The organism is Parabacteroides bouchesdurhonensis (assembly GCF_900186615.1).
GTDB lineage: Bacteria > Bacteroidota > Bacteroidia > Bacteroidales > Tannerellaceae > Parabacteroides > Parabacteroides bouchesdurhonensis.
Genome location: NZ_LT896588.1, coordinates 3,372,169 through 3,390,130 on the forward strand (window position 1 = coordinate 3,372,169; position 17,962 = coordinate 3,390,130).

The 17,962-nt window shown below is 41.9% G+C and carries 16 protein-coding genes; all 16 read right to left on the reverse strand.

From position 1 onward, the window contains the following. Positions 1-59: 59 nt before the first annotated feature. Positions 60-1,202, reverse strand: coding sequence for a fimbrillin family protein (locus C1721_RS14585; RefSeq protein WP_102408928.1), 1,143 nt, complete (start codon positions 1,200-1,202; stop codon positions 60-62). A gap of 21 nt (positions 1,203-1,223) precedes the next feature. After that, the gene (locus C1721_RS14590; RefSeq protein ID WP_234347500.1) at positions 1,224-2,567 is read right to left on the reverse strand and encodes a fimbrillin family protein; all 1,344 of its coding nucleotides are present in this window, start codon (positions 2,565-2,567) and stop codon (positions 1,224-1,226) included. Positions 2,568-2,801: 234 nt separating this feature from the next. After that, a complete protein-coding gene (locus tag C1721_RS14595; RefSeq protein ID WP_102408929.1) occupies positions 2,802-3,785 on the reverse strand; it encodes a fimbrillin family protein in 984 nt (327 codons plus the stop codon). 21 nt (positions 3,786-3,806) lie between these two features. Next, positions 3,807-4,745, reverse strand: coding sequence for a fimbrillin family protein (locus tag C1721_RS14600; RefSeq protein ID WP_234347504.1), 939 nt, complete (start codon positions 4,743-4,745; stop codon positions 3,807-3,809). Positions 4,746-4,786: 41 nt separating this feature from the next. Further along, positions 4,787-5,704 (reverse strand): fimbrillin family protein, encoded by a 918-nt coding sequence (locus tag C1721_RS14605; protein ID WP_102408931.1) that lies wholly within the window; start codon positions 5,702-5,704, stop codon positions 4,787-4,789. Between the two features lie 27 nt (positions 5,705-5,731). Continuing rightward, a complete protein-coding gene (locus C1721_RS14610; protein WP_102408932.1) occupies positions 5,732-6,646 on the reverse strand; it encodes a fimbrillin family protein in 915 nt (304 codons plus the stop codon). A gap of 22 nt (positions 6,647-6,668) precedes the next feature. Next, a complete protein-coding gene (locus C1721_RS14615; RefSeq protein ID WP_102408933.1) occupies positions 6,669-7,574 on the reverse strand; it encodes a DUF5119 domain-containing protein in 906 nt (301 codons plus the stop codon). Between the two features lie 20 nt (positions 7,575-7,594). Beyond that, positions 7,595-8,917, reverse strand: coding sequence for a DUF3575 domain-containing protein (locus C1721_RS14620; protein ID WP_102408934.1), 1,323 nt, complete (start codon positions 8,915-8,917; stop codon positions 7,595-7,597). A gap of 372 nt (positions 8,918-9,289) precedes the next feature. Further along, on the reverse strand, positions 9,290-10,216 hold the full coding sequence (locus tag C1721_RS14625; protein ID WP_102408935.1) for a tyrosine-type recombinase/integrase: 927 nt from the start codon (positions 10,214-10,216) through the stop codon (positions 9,290-9,292). A gap of 209 nt (positions 10,217-10,425) precedes the next feature. Then, entirely contained in the window at positions 10,426-11,121 is a 696-nt protein-coding gene (pgl, locus tag C1721_RS14630) for a 6-phosphogluconolactonase (RefSeq protein ID WP_102408936.1), read from the reverse strand. Positions 11,122-11,130: 9 nt separating this feature from the next. After that, positions 11,131-12,597, reverse strand: a complete 1,467-nt coding sequence (gene zwf / locus C1721_RS14635; protein ID WP_102409538.1) for a glucose-6-phosphate dehydrogenase — start codon at positions 12,595-12,597, stop codon at positions 11,131-11,133. A 10-nt stretch (positions 12,598-12,607) separates the two neighbouring features. After that, positions 12,608-14,071, reverse strand: coding sequence for a decarboxylating NADP(+)-dependent phosphogluconate dehydrogenase (gnd, locus tag C1721_RS14640; RefSeq protein WP_102408937.1), 1,464 nt, complete (start codon positions 14,069-14,071; stop codon positions 12,608-12,610). A gap of 12 nt (positions 14,072-14,083) precedes the next feature. Beyond that, a complete protein-coding gene (locus tag C1721_RS14645) occupies positions 14,084-15,463 on the reverse strand; it encodes an FAD-dependent oxidoreductase (protein ID WP_102408938.1) in 1,380 nt (459 codons plus the stop codon). A gap of 56 nt (positions 15,464-15,519) precedes the next feature. Continuing rightward, positions 15,520-16,101 carry a DUF417 family protein gene (locus C1721_RS14650; RefSeq protein ID WP_102408939.1) on the reverse strand — a complete coding sequence of 194 codons (582 nt, stop codon included), beginning with the start codon at positions 16,099-16,101 and terminating at the stop codon, positions 15,520-15,522. 101 nt (positions 16,102-16,202) lie between these two features. Next, positions 16,203-17,054 (reverse strand): AraC family transcriptional regulator, encoded by an 852-nt coding sequence (locus C1721_RS14655; RefSeq protein WP_102409540.1) that lies wholly within the window; start codon positions 17,052-17,054, stop codon positions 16,203-16,205. A 22-nt stretch (positions 17,055-17,076) separates the two neighbouring features. After that, positions 17,077-17,889: an AraC family transcriptional regulator gene (locus C1721_RS14660; protein ID WP_234347506.1), complete on the reverse strand. Its 813-nt coding sequence runs from the start codon at positions 17,887-17,889 to the stop codon at positions 17,077-17,079. Positions 17,890-17,962 lie beyond the last annotated feature (73 nt).

A 17,962-nucleotide genomic window follows, 5' to 3' on the forward strand; every position in this document is an offset into this window, starting at 1 on the left:
TGTTATCTTTCGTTTTGTTCTTGTGAATGGGAGGGGTATCTCTCCCCGCCCACCCTTTTTTATTCCACAGGGATGTCTTCACCGGCACCGTTGCCGGCTATCCAGTCTTCCACCTGCAAATCGGTTATTACAATACCCTGAGGCTGTATCTCTATATTGTAGATATAGTTTTTGCCTCTCTCCCATTGAATGTCGAATGTACTGGGTGAACCGTCGGCATTCGGCTTCATGGTAAATACCCGCTTGGAATCGTCGGTAAACTCGAGGGTCACTCCCGTTGCCGTTACCGGAATAGCCAGCCCGAATGCCTGTATCGGAGCCTGAGCTTTGTCGGCCACATTGGTTGCCACCTTTCGTAGATCGCCGGACGATACGAACGTGAGCTGGTCTACAGGAGTAAGCGTACCGCTAAGTTCACCCGTCTCCAGATTCAGCTTGGCGCCGGTGGACTTCTTAAAAGCTCCTGTTCCTTTCAGAACCACAGAGGCTACATACGTGTCGGACAAAGCTCCCCCGCTGTTGGCCTCGATAATACGGAAGCTAACCTTTGCCAGGGCATGGTGCATGGTAAGCGATACCTGCGGATTCCAACGGTCTACAATGGTAGTGCCCCTACCATAGAGGTAGTCTTCCTGACCATCCAGTTCCCATTGTACATCTGTTGCCACATTTCCCGGCGCACCGGTTCCACCGTCGCTAAATATGAACGACTGCTTGTCTTTTACAGCAATACCGCCCATATAGGGCGCTTTCGCACCATTCACCGTGGTTAAGCTCACACTCTTATCCGAAGGCGAGAAAGCATATACCGTTCCCTTCTCCGAGAAAAGGTAAAGTATCGGATAGAAATCCAGGTCGGGTTCCCAAGCTGCCGCCGGAACAGCAGCATTGTACTTAAATACCTGCCTGTAGTTGCCATCGTAAGTGTACATTACTCCGTTCTTATCCTGTGTGACAAACAGTCCCACTGTTTGGAGCGGATTAGGATTACCCGGCATAGCAACAGGAGGCGCTCCCGTAACAATGCTTCTCGTCTCCACCTCAACAGACAAGCCCAGGCTTTTAACGCTCAGGGGGACACCTTCCTCCGTATTGCCGCCGCCCGTAACAGGCGGCTCAACGCCGAAGGACGTTTCCGCCTCCGTACATGAGCACAGTAACATAAAAGCAACTGCCGGCAGATTATATATGAACCGTTTCATGGGCTTTGTTTTATAGAGGGATTATAGTATGATCTCGCCGCCTTGTTCCTGGTCGTCCCAGTCTGTTACAGCTACACTAACAACGTCCAGTTTGTTCTTACCGGCCATCAATGTATAGATATAGTTGCTACCGGCTACCCATTCTATACCAGGCAAAGAAACGGTGAAGACCATTTCGGCATTCGTAGTAGCGTCTTTCAAGGTAACGGTTACATCTATTTCATTATCACTGAAATTAAGCGGGTAAACCAATGCGCTTACAGCTTTAGAAACAGTCTTGCCATTTACACCGCTAGTAGTGGTTATCTTTGATGTAGAAACAAACTGATTTTCATTTTCTGTTACACCGTCTGCTACCTGGCGTTTGATAACGTAGTTGTTGATGGTACGGGTAATTGATCCGACACTACCGCTCGTTGTAATTGCGCCATCCAGTAAAGACATGGTACCTTCTTTATAGAATTTAGAAACACCTGCGTGATCCTTTATCTCGAACTTCGTAAAGTTCACGTCATTTGTACTCAGGTTACCGCCGTCGTACACACGGAAGGATACCATAGACAGCGCATGCTTCATCTGCAAAGCAATCTTCCAACCCGGATTTTTGTCATTATTATTAGCAGGTTCAGCTTCCGGAGTAACTACTGGTTCACCATCGGCATGACCATTATTTACATAACGGCCACCTATATCAGTTGAATCATGATACATATAATCCTTTTCTGCAAGCGCAGCTATTTTCAGTTTCTTGTTCGTAGCAGAGTTGGTAGCCCAATTTCCTAAAGAAGTCCACACCATGGCAGCATTATTAACATACTGGGCATCAATCGCAACATTATCAACAAGATTAGCCGTAACTTTCATATCAGCCTCCGATGAAAGTGTTAAGGAAGTAAATGCACCGCTGGTATATGGATAATAGGCATAAACACAACCCACGTCTTTCTTCAGATAGAACGGGTTTTCCGTCTTACCTGCGAAATTATCACCTTTGGCAGAGATAGCGGTCCAATTGCCACCATTTGCATCTCCCATAAACCAAACCTGATGATTGGTTTCATAGTCAGTAACAGTACCTTCAGGTGAATACCAGCCGTTCCTGGCTTTATTCAGGATAGCGACACCTATGCCCGGAACGGAATCGCTATCTGTATACTTAGCTGCATTGTAAGTAATCTTAGTACCTTCTACCAACGAACGGGTTACAGCTTTCGTACCGGCATCCACTTTCAGATCGGTAGATATGCCCAATGCCACCTGTCCGTTGTTATTATCCGGCAACGGAAGGTCCGTTTCATTCTCTGAACAGCTTACTGCTGTCAACATGGCAACCGCAAAGGCGCCCATTTTCATAATGTTCTTCATATTCATTTGTTTTTGTGGTTCTCCTTACGGAGCCCCGGATTATTATTGCTCGCGTTGTTTCTTAGTAGTTGGTAGTTAGTAGTTGGTAGTTAGTACTCGCTTCGCTCGCAAGTAGTTAACGCTCGTTCCACTCGCTAGTAGTTAAGTAGTCAAGAACAATTGCTACTTAACTACTTTAACTACTTAACTACTCTCTTCTTCCTTCTTCCTACTAACTACTAACTACTATATTCCTCACACCGGTATCTCCCCCTGTTCCTGATCTGCCCATTCCTTTACGCCTACAGAGACGGCCTCTATCCTGTTCCCTTCGGAAAAACATAAGGATATGACGTGTTTCACTCCGGCCTTCACTCCTCCGTCTATGGAAAGGGAGACCTTGGAAACCGTTTCCTGCACATTGCCTTCTCCGTCTTTCGTAGTGGTAATTTGCAGGTGGAGCGGAGATTCCTTCGTCCCGTTTACCGGCAGCACAGGGAGCAAAACATATCCCTGCGCATCGGGCAATCCTTGCGTATCCATATCTGCCACCGTTTCTATCGGCACATCGGAAAAGTCGTTGACAGTAAGAGTTTTCTCATCCCCTACCGCCGAGACGTCAGCAAGCGCCAATGCTTCCGTTGCCAAAGCAAGCCGTTGGGTGGCATGCACTCCCGTTATCTCTATCTTTACCACACTACCCCACTTATCGGCTGCTTTATCACTATAGCATACAAATTGCAGTTGTGTGAGCAGATGCTGAAAAGTGCAGGTGGTAACAGGACTATATGTATTACCGGTAAGCAAAGGCGTTGCCATAATGTCGGTAGCGCCGTCTACGGTAAATGTAACTGTACCGCCGAAAGCGTCCTTAGTAACATCTTCACCTGCCGCCGGATAGAAGCCCTGTAAACGGGTATTCCCGCCGTTATCCTTATAAAGCTGCGGAATGGTAAACAGAATAGGCCGGTTCCCACTGCCTCCGGTACGCGTTGCCTCCAGAAAAGTCCACATACCATACGTACCTGCCTCGAGGCCTGTTTCATCCTGACGGGCAAAACAGACGTCCAGATCGCTCTTATAGCCGGAGTTTATCACCGCACGGGTAGAAGCGCCTATGCCTCCTTCCAGAGAAACGTCTCTTACCGGAACGGGGTGCGGCGTATTATCGCCACCGTCCGAACAAGACATACTTCCCCAAAGAAGAAGTGCGGTTATTATACGGATTGATTGTTTCATCTCCTGCTATATTAGAAAGCATTAATTACCCGGAACAATTGTAGATCCGCCGCCATTACCCGGTTGCCATTCGGCGATGCCGGCTTTTACCGTGATTTCTCCCGTTACGGTAAAGTTCAGGGTTATCATATGTGACTGACCGGCTTTAACACCGTCTGCTATATTGTTGATAGGAACTATTAATTCCTTATCCACACTTTCATAAGTAGCCTTCACTACCAATGAAATAGCGGCATCCGCAGTTCCCATATTAGTTGTAGGATAAAGCATCAGATAGCCCACTTTGGGATCGGTTGATACAACAGCTTCGGGACAATTCTGAACCGATAAATTGGCATTTACCGGAGCTGAAGCTACTGCCAAAGAAGCTCCGCTTTCTTTATTAAGAGACAGTTCCAATGCAGTAGGTACTTCTTTTACAGTAATAGAAGTAATCTTAGTCCATTTATTTACAGCGTCACTGGAACCTATACATTTGAATTGCAACTGCGTTAACAAATGCTGGAAAGTAAACGGCTGAAAGACATTATTAGCAGCGCCCTTTTGTAATTCAGTAGCCATAATATCTTCATCTCCCGTTATCGTATATGCAACTTTTGCAGGATTAGTCGTACCGCTGAAAGAAGCCTGCGGATAGAAACCTATCAAGGCAGACTCACCATTTTTGTCTGAATATGTTTGCGTCGTACCGAATGTTACCGAAGTATTATTACTACCTCCGGCACGAACGGCATCAATAGCCGCTTCCCAGTCAGTATTACCGCTAGGGTTATCCAAACGTCCGAAAGAGATAGCCAGGTCACTGCTATAGCCGGCCTCTATCACGGCACGCGTAGTTGCGCCGATACCTACGCTTATTTCCATACTTTTAGCCGATCCGCTATCTATCGGGTCTTCATCATTCGAGCAACTACATAAGCCGCATACGGCCAGCATGCCCACGAATAAATACTTGTTCATTCTCATAGTGTTTTCTTTTTATAATAAGTTATCAAATCGTTTTATTCTATTGTACCCGAGCCTTCCGCTCCCACTTTCCACGGAGCAACGGAAGCTGTTCCCTGAATTGCCACTTCACCGTTTGCCTGGAAGGATAAAGAGATCAGGTGGGAAGAGCCGGCTTCGGCCTTTAAGGACTTACTTGTTTCTGCATTATTAATAGTCACTTCATTACTATAGCTATCATCGCCATATTGAACCTTTACCTTTACTTCATCCAACGCCTTTATCATCAACGGTTCGCCAAACGTAACCAACGTAGATGTCAATTTCTGAGGCGTTTCGGGAACTCCGGGTACAGGGATATTTGCAGCCGTGGCATAAGTGATTACCCCATCGCCAATGGTCATGGATTGTGCATATTGCGCACTTTGCACTTCAATTGCTTTTATAGCCTTCCCCATGTTAGCCGCCAAGTAAGCTTCCGTAGCCTGCACCTTAAATACAAGCTGGGTTAAAGCATGTGTAAAAGCAAAAGGCCCTACCTGAGTTGTTTTATTTCCATTCACTATACCTCCCCACATCACATCCTCCGTTCCGGTCTTCTTAAAAGTGACTACACCATCTTTAGAGGCAATATCAGGATGCCAGGCTGCCATATAGACATTCTTTCCCTCCGGATATGTTTTAGAGGTATTCAACGGCGTTTTATTTCCTGCGGCAGTCTCGGCGGCTGTCAGTGTCACCGAGTTTGTCCAGGACGGAGCTACTGTCCAATCCGTTGGCGTACTTGTACCCTCAAAAGCGGTAATAGCTGCTGTAAACTCATCCCCTGTAGTAACGGGGGCTTTGGTAACAGCGCCATACACGGTAGCGCCTACTTTAATTTCAGTACTATCCATTCCGGCAGTTTCATCATCCGATGAGCAACCACTTATCATCACGGCCAACAATGCCGCATAACACCAAGTTCTTTTCATAATTCTTATACTTTCATTTATTTAGTATTAATCTATAACACCGAATCCGTTATCTCCTTTCTTCCATTCCGTAACGACAGAAGAGAGCTCTACAGTCCCTTTCGTATTTATCTTTACGGATAATAAATAGGAAGTACCCGCCAATGGAAGGCCATCGTCTTCATGAAAGACTACCGGCAGATGTTCGAATCTTGTCTCGCCACCGGACGCTGTTTGTGAGGTTATCGTTAGGTAAACAGGCACACCCGGTTGGATCATTATGGCATTCGGAACCGGCACATAGTCCGTATCCAACCCAAACCTATCTCCACCCGAATATTCATATCCGACAATACTATTTCTTGCACCTTTGAATTGGAGTGATTTATTGGTGAGGGACAGAGTTGCCTCCGTTTGTGTACCTTCTATAATAATGGATTGAAGACACAACCCTTTTAGCAGGCCTTCCGCATCGCAGCATACCTGAAACCGGAGTTGCGACAGAAGATGCGAGAACTCAAAGCATTTCTCCTCCTGCCAGAACATATCGGTTAGCGACCCGTCTTTTTCGTCTGTTACCATAACATCTTTCAGGCCGTCCAGCACATAAGCTACCTTGTTATTGTCCGTCAATTCGGCTTCCGGAGCATAACCGCATAAGTACACTTTACTGTCGTCATTAGGATAGTATTGCGGTTCGGCAAAAAAAGTTCGCCCAGCCGATTTAACTGTAGCTTTCCATACATCCGTATATTCCTTCGATTTATCCCCCTTGGCAAAGAAGACAGAATCTTTTGTACTTCCAGCATCTTCCTCCAAAGAATTGTTCATCAATGATTGCAGCACAATCTCCTTGTGTATGGAAAATGGGGAATCTTCCTTTTCCGCCGAACATCCTGTTACTATACAGATAAGCAGCAGTGTCAACGGCAATAACCGAAGAATAAGCGTTTCCTTTTTCATGTCATTTTACCCTTTCTTCTTATCATCCTTTCGATTCGGCATCGGCAGTTCCCTGATGCCAGTCGACGATCTTGATATTAATACCGTCGACACTGTCCGGCGAAACTTCCAAATCGAGAACTATATTAGTAGAGAAACCTTGACTGAATGCGTCGTTAACCTGATCGGTTATGTCGGTGGAAGATGTGAACGACGAACCATCATTCATTGTTACGGTTAGAAGCAAATCGACAAGTTCTTCCTTTCCATTTTCACAAACAAGCCCAAATAAAGTAAGAAATGTAGTATATACCCCGGGAGCTGTTTGCTCCGGGCTAAACGGCATAGAGGCTATACGATCAAAATGCGCCTTTCCCGTTGGGATATGTATCTCGGGAGAGACACCGTTCAACTTGCCGGTTATCGTTTTGACGTTATCCATTCCTACCACCTTGATATTCAATTCTATCTGTTTGGTTAAGCTGCAAGGATACAGTTCGGTGGTTACAGCCTCCGCTCCGCTTACATATAGTTCGTCTTTTCCGGTCCCATACAAATTCACAGGCTGGGCGATATGCGCAACCGAAGACTTTAAAGAAGAAACCGGATGCGCCTTTGCACAAGCGCTTTCATATCCTTTATCCATATCCAGATCGATATTCGTTCCATCCGGATTACAAACAGCCACCTGGTATTTTCCGGCAGGCAACGTCCCCTCATAGCCCGAAGAGGCACCCGTACGGACAACAGGCAAAGTAGAGCCGTCCTTATAGAAATAATACTCCATCCCCGACGGCTGGCTCTTTGTTTTCCAGTTTAAAAGCAAACGGACTTTGCCGTTCTTGTCCCAGTCTTCATCCGTGCTACGGTACACGCACGAAAATGCACCGGCAAGGAACAACAGGGCAACGGCCAAACCTAAGATTTGTGTATATTTTTGTCTACCCATGACTTCTTTTTACTCCTATATTAAAATCCAAAACGGTATAATAAATTCACCTTCAACCCTATCATAAAGCCCGTTGAAGAAAAACGGGTTTCCAGATAATTCTTGCTATCTATATCATCATACCTATACTTTTTCCCATTGAATACAGACCTGTACCCAGCCTGTGCTTCTGCTTCTATACAGAAACCGGAATATATGGGAATCAGGCAACCTATAGAAGCGCCGGCAGACCAAAAACGCCCGGTCCGGCCATACAGGCCACTTGTACTGATCTTTTCGCCACGTACGTCAAAATCTCCATACTCCCCGAACAACCCCACGCTAAGCCACCGGTAATCCGCCATCGGCCAAACCTTCGGAGTTAACGTCAGACCGGAAACAGCCCACTTATTATCCTTATTTCCATTGTACGAAAAGTCAGCATACGTTCCGGACAATGCCACCGACCACCTGTTGGCAAAATAATATTCCAGTTCCAGGTTAGGCATAAAAGAACCGGTTTGTATCTCCGCGTCATTATTACCCAATACTACGGAAGGAACTACCGTACACCAGGGAAGGAGGTTCATTTTGACCGCGAATTTGAAAGGGGCCGTTTCCGTTTCTTTTCTCTCCGCCTTGTGCGGCTTTGCCTTTTGGAGGGGAGCTTGAGATACCGTTTGCTCTTCGGATGCAACAGCCGGAGATACGTTCTTGGAAGCCCCTTTATTTGAAGGTGATGGCATTTCAGTTATAGCCAACCTGTAATCTTCCAATTCGGAAGGATCAAACAAGCCATCCGTAATGACATATACAGCGCGGCTTTCCCCATTAGCTGAACCACGAGGGTATAAATCCACATAAGGAACACTGCCATACCTCTTAACCACCTCCTTCATTGCCCCGGGAAGAGGGCTTTCGGTGTAGTTTATATCCTGGTTAACAAACCAGGGCAATGCCGATTCTACCAGATACACATGTACCTGATCACGGAAGCGTCCGCTCCGGTCAATATAAAAAGCGATACTTTCGTGAGGAATATTCAGCTTGGACTTAATGTACGCACGTATACGGCTTGCGCGCAAAGAAGCTTCATTAACGACAGCCTCGTCGGCATACCGATACGCGTCAACATGAGCTACAATTAAAATATGGTATTTTCCATCCAGCAATTGAGGACGAACAGAGAGAAGACCTTCATTCATTCTCTGTAATGCAAAGGCATTATCCCCATAATCTGCCAACAGCAAGTTCTTCGACTCCTGAAAAGAGAATAAATACGAATCGGCGCGTAAATAATTTTGTGCCTCTACCCCATGTACTCCTAATAAGCAGATTAACAATGTGTATAGAACTTTTTTCATTATTTAAGTATCTATTTTATAATGTGTACCTATTAACAATAGGTGCACATTGGCACACACATACTTATAAATCAATCATATAGAAGTTTTATTAAAATCAAAACACAGGCTTTTCGTGCTATATGTACACTATCAAGATTATCTCAATCACCCTTATTTTGAATAGTTAAATTGTGTTTACGTGTTGAATAATAAAGCTTTTGTTTTTCCCTTTTTGCTATTTTTGTCACAGGATTTACAAAAAATAAGATAATGTGCACCTATTGTTAATAGGCGCACATTATCTTATTTACTCATATAAACTGAAAATCAAAAGCTGTAAGAAAAAGTCGGTATTATATATTTTTACACATTGTTATTTTCACAAACAACTCATAATTCTATTACTTTCTTGTTTATTCGTCTTACCAAAGAAGCATTAAAGGAATCCAAATAAATCTGTGTAGTACGTTCACTGGCATGTCCCAAACAAGCACTGATTACCGCTGTTGGCATTAAACTATTACGTGCAGCTGTAGCCCAGGCATGGCGGGCAACATATGAACTTAATCCTTCTATATTCAACATATTTCCAATACGGGCCAAATTCCGGTTATACGCAGTGAGACCACTACGGTAACGTACATAGTTTTCTTCAGATGTTGCGCTATCCAACAGTATAGGCCAGACATAGCTACTATCTGTTCTTCTATACTTTTCTATCAACGCTTGCATAGGAGGCTCAATAAATATGACTATCTCTCTTTTTGTTTTGACACGATAATAATGAATCATATTGCCCTGTATATTTTTATATTGCAAATATGCCATATCAACATATCCCATTCCGCACGCATAAAAACTAAACATAAACATATCCCGCGTTAAAGCCATAGATGTACCAAAGACCAAATTCAATTCCAATATTTTACGCAGTTTAGACTTACTTAATGACCGCTTAGCCGTAACTTGCGGACTAAAAGACAATCCTTCAAAAGGATTTTTGTCGGAAGAAACTAATCCTGTCGATTGAGCACGATTATATATAGCCTTAATATTGCGTAAATAAAAATGAACCGTATTACGGCTCACACTCCTGTTTTCAAGCCATTCTATATAATGCTTGAAAAAAGCTTTTTTCAGGACATGGAAGGGAAGCCTAGAATTTCCGGCAAATAATACTATTGACTTTAAACTGCTTTTATAAGCCCTGACCGAACCTAAACGTCCGGCTTGTTTCTTTTCCCTTATTAATTGATTTGCAAACCTAATAAAATCTATATGATTGACATTTCCTTTTATTATAAATTCATTCTCCATAACTAACTAATTAAATGCGTATTGAGAATAAACAAATAAAGGAGCTATATAGTATATGTAAATATTAATTTATATAGGTTATTTTATTAACACAGATAAAACTACTGTATTCCAAGAAGAAAGAAAATATTAATGCAGATTAATAAAAAAACAAAACGGTTCGCCTGCTTTTATAATAACAAGCGTTCCATTTGTAAAAAGACTGGATTTTAGGTGGTATACACCGTTGCATCTACGGCATGAGATAATATGTAGGCGGCCGGAGTATCATTTATTGGGGAAAAACGATCGGCCAAATGCTCTATTACAGCCTTTTTATTTTCTCCAAAAACAGGAATCAGCAGAGGTGAGTTATTTAAAATAAGTGTTCCGGTCATTGTAATACGGTATTGATGAGAAACAGGATGCTGAGAAACCGTATAGTTGCGGCTATCCGACAAAATTTCCATAGTGGTAGGAAAAATAGATGCCGTATGTGCATCATCACCTATACCTAATAGGATACAATCGAAAGTTGGCATCAAATTAAACAATGGTAAGTATTCTTTTACTTCCCACGAATAACGCATAGCCTCTGCTCCGGGCTCCTTCTCCCCTTCTATGCGATGGATATGGTCTTTAGGTATGTTCAAAGGTTTGAACAATAAACGATTCGCATGGCCATAGTTACTATCCAGACTTGAAGGGGGAACACATCGTTCGTCAACCCAAAAGAAACGAAGGAGGTTCCAATCTATCTTATCTCTATATTCATCTACCCAAAGGGAAAACATCTGCTTAGCTGTTTCCCCTCCGGACAATGCCAAATTAAAAGGTTCTACCCCTTTTTCCTGCACTAAACGAGCCATATGATCTGTCATAGCCCGAAGTGCACTTTTTGAATCATCACAATATTCTATTTTCATATTTTCTCTTTATTTAGTTTTACAGGAACAGGGCTTTTCCACCATCCCCAACTTTATTCTTTGAAGCGGACCATCTTCTCCCGGACGGTAATGGAACAAATTCTTTTGTCCTTCTTCCTTCCAATGATGAAGAATCGGATCAATAAATTTCCAACTGGTTTCCAAAGCATCGCTACGGGCATATAACGTACTGTCACCTAACATAGCATCCAACAATAGACGTTCGTAGGCATCCGGCAGATATGTTTTGGACAACGAATCATAACGGAAGTCCATACTCACCTGCTTAACCTCAAAACCAGCTCCGGGCATTTTCAATCCAAATTTTAAAGAAATGCTCTCATTAGGCTGTATGCGAATAGTCAGTTTATTACATGAACCGCCCGAACATTGTCCTACAAACAGTTTATGCGGAGTTGATTTAAAATGAATAATAATCTCTGATTTCTTTTCCGGCATCTTTTTCCCTGTGACGAAATAGAAAGGAACGCCACTCCAACGCCAGTTGTCTATAAAGAATTTCATCGCCACATATGTCTCGGTAGTTGAATCCGGGGCTATATTCTTTTCTTCCACGTAACCATCATATTGGGCACGAACAATCTGCGTATCTATTTCTTTCGGTTTATAAGGGCGTAAAGAACGGAAGACTTTTACAATTTCGTCACGAATTGGTTCCGGCTCAAAAATTGACGGTGATTCCATTGCGACGAAAGACATAAGCTGCATCAAATGATTTTGAATCATATCCCGCATAGCTCCTGCCGAATCGTAATATTTGCCACGATTTTCCACTCCAAGCGTTTCCGTTGCGCTTATTTCTATCGAATCAATATAGTTATGGTTCCATAATGGTTCGAATATCCCGTTAGAAAAACGGAGTACCAAAATATTCTGCACCGTTTCCTTTCCCAAATAATGGTCTATACGATATATGTCCTCCTCATTGAAGATATGACGAAGATGTTCACTCAGCGTTCTTGCCGAATCAAAACTGGTTCCAAAAGGTTTTTCTACAATAAGACGCCTCCATCCGTCCGGAGAACCGGAAATATTTAAGCCACTCTCCAACAGACATTGCGGAATCACTTCATACATTACAGGCGGAGTAGCCAGATAATAAATAATCTTATCCGGTAAATGATGATCTCGTTGTAAACGTTCAATACATTCACGCAACTTATAGTATTCGTCCGCATTGGTAGAGTCGAAAGATAAATAATATACAATCCGGAGAAACTGGTCCAATTGCTCTTCACTGTATTGTTTATCCTTTTGTGAATCTACAATATGTTGACGTTCAAATGCACGATACTCTTCATCCGAATATGCGGTACGCGATGCACCTAGTATACAAAAATGCTCGGGAAGCAGACCGCGTACATGCAATTCGAATAAAGACGGGAGTAACTTGCGTCCGGTAAGATCGCCTGATGCTCCAAATATGACTAATAATTGATCATCCGCTTTTTTCATAGAGTTTCTTTTATACATTATAACTACCAGAGACGGTCTTTCCGCCTTCACCAGTCCAATTTGTGTGGAAGAACTTACCTCGTTCCCAATCTACTCGCTCATACGTATGAGCGCCAAAGTAATCACGCTGTGCCTGTATCAGGTTAGCTGCAGAATGCAAAGTTTTCAGTCCGTCAAAATAACTCAATGCCGAACTCATTGCCGGTAAGGCAATTCCACTCATTATACCCTCTGCCACCGATTTACGCCATGCCGGAAGGGTTGCAAGTATTTTACTCCGGAAAAAGTCATCAAACAACAGGTTTTCCAAATTCGGATGTTTGCCATAAGCATCGGTGATTTTCTGTAGAAAGACAGAGCGGATAATACAGCCTTTACGCCATATCATGGCAATTGTTCCATAATCCAACTCCCAGCCATAATGCCCGGAAGCACGACGAAGCAATGAAAATCCCTGGGCATACGATATCAGTTTTGAAGCATACAAAGCTTGGCGAATCTCTTCAGCTGTAATAATAAATTCATCTTGTATGCCACCTGACGGATAAAGTTCGGCTGCCTTCTTCCGTTCATTCTGCATAGCAGAAAGCATACGTGCATAAACAGCCTCCGTTATCAGAGTAAGCGGATCATTCTCATCCATAGCAGCTATAGCACTCCATTTACCGGTCCCTTTCTGCCCGGCTACATCCAATATATTATCTAATAAATACGTATCTTTTTCTTTATAGCGAAGAATATCGGCTGTAATACCTATCAGATAACTGTCTAATTCGCCTTTATTCCAATCGTCAAAAACATGAGCTAATGATTCATTATCCAGACCAATGCGATTCTTCAATAAAGAATATGCTTCTGAGATTAATTGCATATCTCCATATTCTATACCATTATGTACAGTCTTAACGAAATGGCCGGCTCCTCCCGGACCTATCCACTGGCAACAGGGCGTTCCATCATCCAGCTTCGCAGCAATGGCCTGCAATATGTTCTTCACCAAAGGCCATGCAGCAGGAGAACCTCCCGGCATAATAGACGGACCATGCAATGCTCCAATTTCACCGCCGGAAATACCTGTTCCCACAAAATAAAATCCTTTACTTTCCAATTCTTTCACACGCCGTTCCGTATCATGGAAATCGGAATTACCACCATCAATTATAACATCACCGGGCGATAGATAAGGGACAAGTTGAGTTATCAGTTCATCTACCGGAGACCCGGCCTTAACCATCATCATTATTTTGCGAGGTGTCTTTACCGATTCTACGAGATCATTAATTGAATATGCGCCTATAAAATTTTTTCCTTTCCCTCGCCCTTCTATAAAACGCCCTACTATCCCTTCTTCTCCGGGAGCAGTGCGGTTATAGACTGAAACCCGATAACCTTTACTTTCCATGTTGAGAGCAAGATTCTCTCCCATTACGGCTAAACCGATCAATCCAATATCAGCTTTTTCTTTATTATCCATATTATTGTCATTTTAATTTATCAATGAAAACAAATCATTCAGAGCTTCACTCATAGAAGGATGTGTAAAAATATTGTCGCGAAGAAACATATAGTCTTTATCGGCTCGCATAGCAAGAGAAACAATGTTTATTATTTCACTGGAATCAGAACAAAAAAGCGTACAACCCAGAATACGTCCTGTTTCAGCATCAACTACAGCCTTCAACAGTCCGTCTGCTTGCCCTAACGTACGGCTTCTTGGATTTGCGGCAGAAGGCATCTTGGCTACTTTAATACTTTTCCCGGCTTTCAATGCAGTCTCTTCATTCATTCCGACATGCGATAATGGCGGATCAATAAAAACAGAATATGCCACCGCTTTCCGATCATCCAAATTACGATAAGCATTTCCAAATAACTGTTCACGTATAATCCGATAATCATCCAATGATAAATAAGTAAATTGGAGTCCGCCGTGAACATCACCCATTGCCCATATATTTTCTATATTTGTACGCAAATGATTATCCACTTCAATAGCACCCCGGCTATTAGTCTTAATACCGGCCGCATCTAAATTAAGCCCTTCCGTATTAGGACGTCGTCCTGTAGCCAACAGGATGGCATTAACATCAATGTTGTATGTTTCTCCTGTAATAGCGTTTCTATAGATAACAGAAGCCTTAGTTTCATCATGATCAATAGTTTGCACTATTGCGTTCAATTGTATGTCAATCCCTTTTTTCTCCAATACTTCCTTAATTGCCTCTGCAATATCTCTATCCTCCCGAGGGATAAACAGCTCGCCTGCTTCCAGAACAGTAACTTTAGAACCAAATCCGGCAAACATAGAAGCAAACTCTAACCCCACATAGCCACCTCCAACAATAACCAAATGTTCAGGCAATTTTGTTAACTCCATAATAGAGGTACTTGTATAAACAAATGGATTGCCTTCTATCCCGCTTATATTAGGAATAATAGTTGATGCTCCGGTATTGATAAATATCTTCTCGCCTTCAATTTGTAAAATACCGTCAGATGTTTTTATCAGAATTTCATAAGGAGAGCGAAAAGAAGCCTCACCGGTATATATGGTTATTGTATCTTTACTGTATAATTTTTCGTAATTTCTTTTACGCAAAAGGGCTGTCAAATCATTCTTTGCTTTAATTGCATTTTCGTATTCGGCTGCATATTGTTTAAAGCTCGAAGGACGACGGTATTCTGTCACTTTAGACATATGTACCAGTGCTTTCGTAGGAATACAGCCGATATTAGGGCAAGTTCCGCCATACATCAGAGATGAGCGTTCTACCATTGCAACACTCCATCCTCTTGAAGCCAAATCGGCAGCCAAAGTTTTGCCCGCTTTGCCAAAACCAATGATTATAGCATTATATCTTTTCATATCTCCTCCTATTACTAACTATTAAAACAACATTTCTTTTAATCTAATTGTTTGCGCTATTTCTTTAAAATCATACGTGCCGTATCCGAAAGAAGTATAAGCGCTCCGGCCAATATGGCTATATCTTTTATGACCAAACGCCCGGCACCTGACAATAAAGGAAAACCATGCTCCGGCCCACCCAAATCGGGCACCCAGACTTCCGGCGTTGTAATAAGGAAAGAAAGGGTTCCTATTGTCATAATGATCGCTAAAATTTCACCAACAAGTCCTATTTTCGGAAAAAACATTCCCAGAAAAACAAGAATACCTATAGACATTATCATAATTCCCAATCCATGGGAGAATCCGTATGTGTTATTGGCTTCATGCCAAGCATGGTTTTCTGCAACAAATGCGCCTTCTGCATTCTTGTATTGCTTATAATCAGGAGCATCCTGATTATAAAAGAAACTCATAAACGGACTGTTGGCAACAAAAGGTACAATACCGTCAGCCTCATAATTGTAGAATTTTAGTCCGCCAATCCAAACAAATATCACAAGGATAGCAATACGCATCAAATTTAAACCAAAACGATTTGAAGATGCGGCGACTTTAAGAAAGCCATTAAATAGAGTTGTCAATTTTGTTTTCATACCGATTACTTTTTATTCATTAATATTATAATGCAAAAGTAACGACAACACGATCTGAGGGAAATGGTTATTTTCCCTTTAGAATTTGCAATTTTACCCTATTATACTATCTCAGACTTATTTTTAAAGGTTTTACGATAATCAGAGGTACTCATTCCTAGAGCATTTTTGAAAAAACGGCTAAAGGTTGCCTGATCTTCAAAACCCAATATTATAGCTATTTCTTTAGCACTTTTAGAAGTATATAGAAGCAAACGTTGTGCTTCTGCCTCTATACGATTATGAATAATTTTTATTGCCGAAGGTTGCTGATAAGCAGACAATATATTAGCAAGTGTTTTTGGAGATTTATTAAGCATGTCGGCATATTCCTGAACTTGCTTCTTTTCTTTATAATATGTATCTACCAGAACATAAAATTTACGGATTGTTTCAAACTGCAGACCGTTTTCACGAGCTATCCCTTGTCTGTTTTGTGCCATCCGTGTACATAATATAATAAAGCGTTTTAAAAGTACACGAAGCATTTCTTCTTGCAGATAGTCGTAGTTTTCAAATTCATCATGCATAATACCGGTTAAAGTAGCTATCCTTCTTTTTTCTTCTTCATTCAAATTGAAAACAATGATATGAGAAGAACCGTGAAATAATAATCCATTACATGAAACCTCATGATCGTTTTTATGTATACAATAAAAATTACTATTGAACAACAGTGCCATATATTCTCCTTCCACACGGACAAACTCAAGATGATGTAAATGCGATAAAGTCATCAATTGTCCGGCTGTCAGAATAACCGGTTGAAGATCTACAACCAATTCTATCTCTCCGGTAAGAACCCAGATAAATTTATAGAGTCCTTTATCTTTCAGCAAAGGCAAGTTCTCATGTAAAGCGTCGCAAAGAGATATTTTCCCCTTAATTTTTGTGTTTTCAAAAGTTTGATTCATAGAATTTATTATTATATCTTTTTTAAGCTCTCCATTCCGCAGGCAATTCACCCGTTAACCGGCGAAACCATCTTGCAAAAGTATCCTGATTAGAAAAGCCCAGCATAGCAGCAATCTGTCCCAAACGCAAACGCGTTTTTCTAAGCAAGTCTTTTGCCTCCAACAGCACATACTCCCCTATCCATTCCACTGCACTTAACTGCGAATAATAGCGGCATTTATTATTAAGTTCAGTCGATGTCATACCCATTTTTTCTGCATAAAAATAAGCTGGCGCATGATGAAAACGACTGATCAAAGGAACAATATCTCTGAAAAATTGAGGAATATCATTATTCGTTTCTTCCCTATGCATAGAAAATTGTAAACTGACAATCATCGCACGCAATAATGATTCCACAACTTTCGAACGCACCTCTCTGGGCCATTCCAATTGTATTTCAATAAGATGTAAACATGTCAGGGCATATTCTTTCTCCAGATCGGAAATATCCCGGATAATCAAACGTTGTCGATTCAAAAATAATTCTTCCAACACATAAACAACAACACCGCCAAAAGCCGTATCAGTAAAAGGCTTTACATCCAATACCGTTTCACTGGCCGATAGCAAAATCTGTCCGGCACCAATACGACATTCTCCATTATTCATTTTACAAACAAAAGCTCCTGATGTACAAAGAACAAGTAATGTGCCCGATTTAAAAACAGGAAAATCTTCGTTTTGACCAACTGCCACATGATATATTTTCAGTGCTTTATCCACTATCAATTCATTAACAGTAATCGTATGATATAAGTCTATAGGCAATATATTCATTATTTTTGAACCCATAATATTTTGTATTTTAGTATCAAAAAAGAAATTTGCCCAATAAACAGCTAAATGTAGTTATTAGTTTCAATAA

Excerpts from the sequence above, each read along its gene's own strand:
- C1721_RS14585 (WP_102408928.1), bottom strand. The coding sequence starts at position 1,202 with ATGAAACGGTTCATATATAATCTGCCGGCAGTTGCTTTTATGTTACTG.
- C1721_RS14590 (WP_234347500.1), bottom strand. The coding sequence starts at position 2,567 with ATGAAGAACATTATGAAAATGGGCGCCTTTGCGGTTGCCATGTTGACA.
- C1721_RS14595 (WP_102408929.1), bottom strand. The coding sequence starts at position 3,785 with ATGAAACAATCAATCCGTATAATAACCGCACTTCTTCTTTGGGGAAGT.
- C1721_RS14600 (WP_234347504.1), bottom strand. The coding sequence starts at position 4,745 with ATGAACAAGTATTTATTCGTGGGCATGCTGGCCGTATGCGGCTTATGT.
- C1721_RS14605 (WP_102408931.1), bottom strand. The coding sequence starts at position 5,704 with ATGAAAAGAACTTGGTGTTATGCGGCATTGTTGGCCGTGATGATAAGT.
- C1721_RS14610 (WP_102408932.1), bottom strand. The coding sequence starts at position 6,646 with ATGAAAAAGGAAACGCTTATTCTTCGGTTATTGCCGTTGACACTGCTG.
- C1721_RS14615 (WP_102408933.1), bottom strand. The coding sequence starts at position 7,574 with ATGGGTAGACAAAAATATACACAAATCTTAGGTTTGGCCGTTGCCCTG.
- C1721_RS14620 (WP_102408934.1), bottom strand. The coding sequence starts at position 8,917 with ATGAAAAAAGTTCTATACACATTGTTAATCTGCTTATTAGGAGTACAT.
- C1721_RS14625 (WP_102408935.1), bottom strand. The coding sequence starts at position 10,216 with ATGGAGAATGAATTTATAATAAAAGGAAATGTCAATCATATAGATTTT.
- pgl (WP_102408936.1), bottom strand. The coding sequence starts at position 11,121 with ATGAAAATAGAATATTGTGATGATTCAAAAAGTGCACTTCGGGCTATG.
- zwf (WP_102409538.1), bottom strand. The coding sequence starts at position 12,597 with ATGAAAAAAGCGGATGATCAATTATTAGTCATATTTGGAGCATCAGGC.
- gnd (WP_102408937.1), bottom strand. The coding sequence starts at position 14,071 with ATGGATAATAAAGAAAAAGCTGATATTGGATTGATCGGTTTAGCCGTA.
- C1721_RS14645 (WP_102408938.1), bottom strand. The coding sequence starts at position 15,463 with ATGAAAAGATATAATGCTATAATCATTGGTTTTGGCAAAGCGGGCAAA.
- C1721_RS14650 (WP_102408939.1), bottom strand. The coding sequence starts at position 16,101 with ATGAAAACAAAATTGACAACTCTATTTAATGGCTTTCTTAAAGTCGCC.
- C1721_RS14655 (WP_102409540.1), bottom strand. The coding sequence starts at position 17,054 with ATGAATCAAACTTTTGAAAACACAAAAATTAAGGGGAAAATATCTCTT.
- C1721_RS14660 (WP_234347506.1), bottom strand. The coding sequence starts at position 17,889 with ATGGGTTCAAAAATAATGAATATATTGCCTATAGACTTATATCATACG.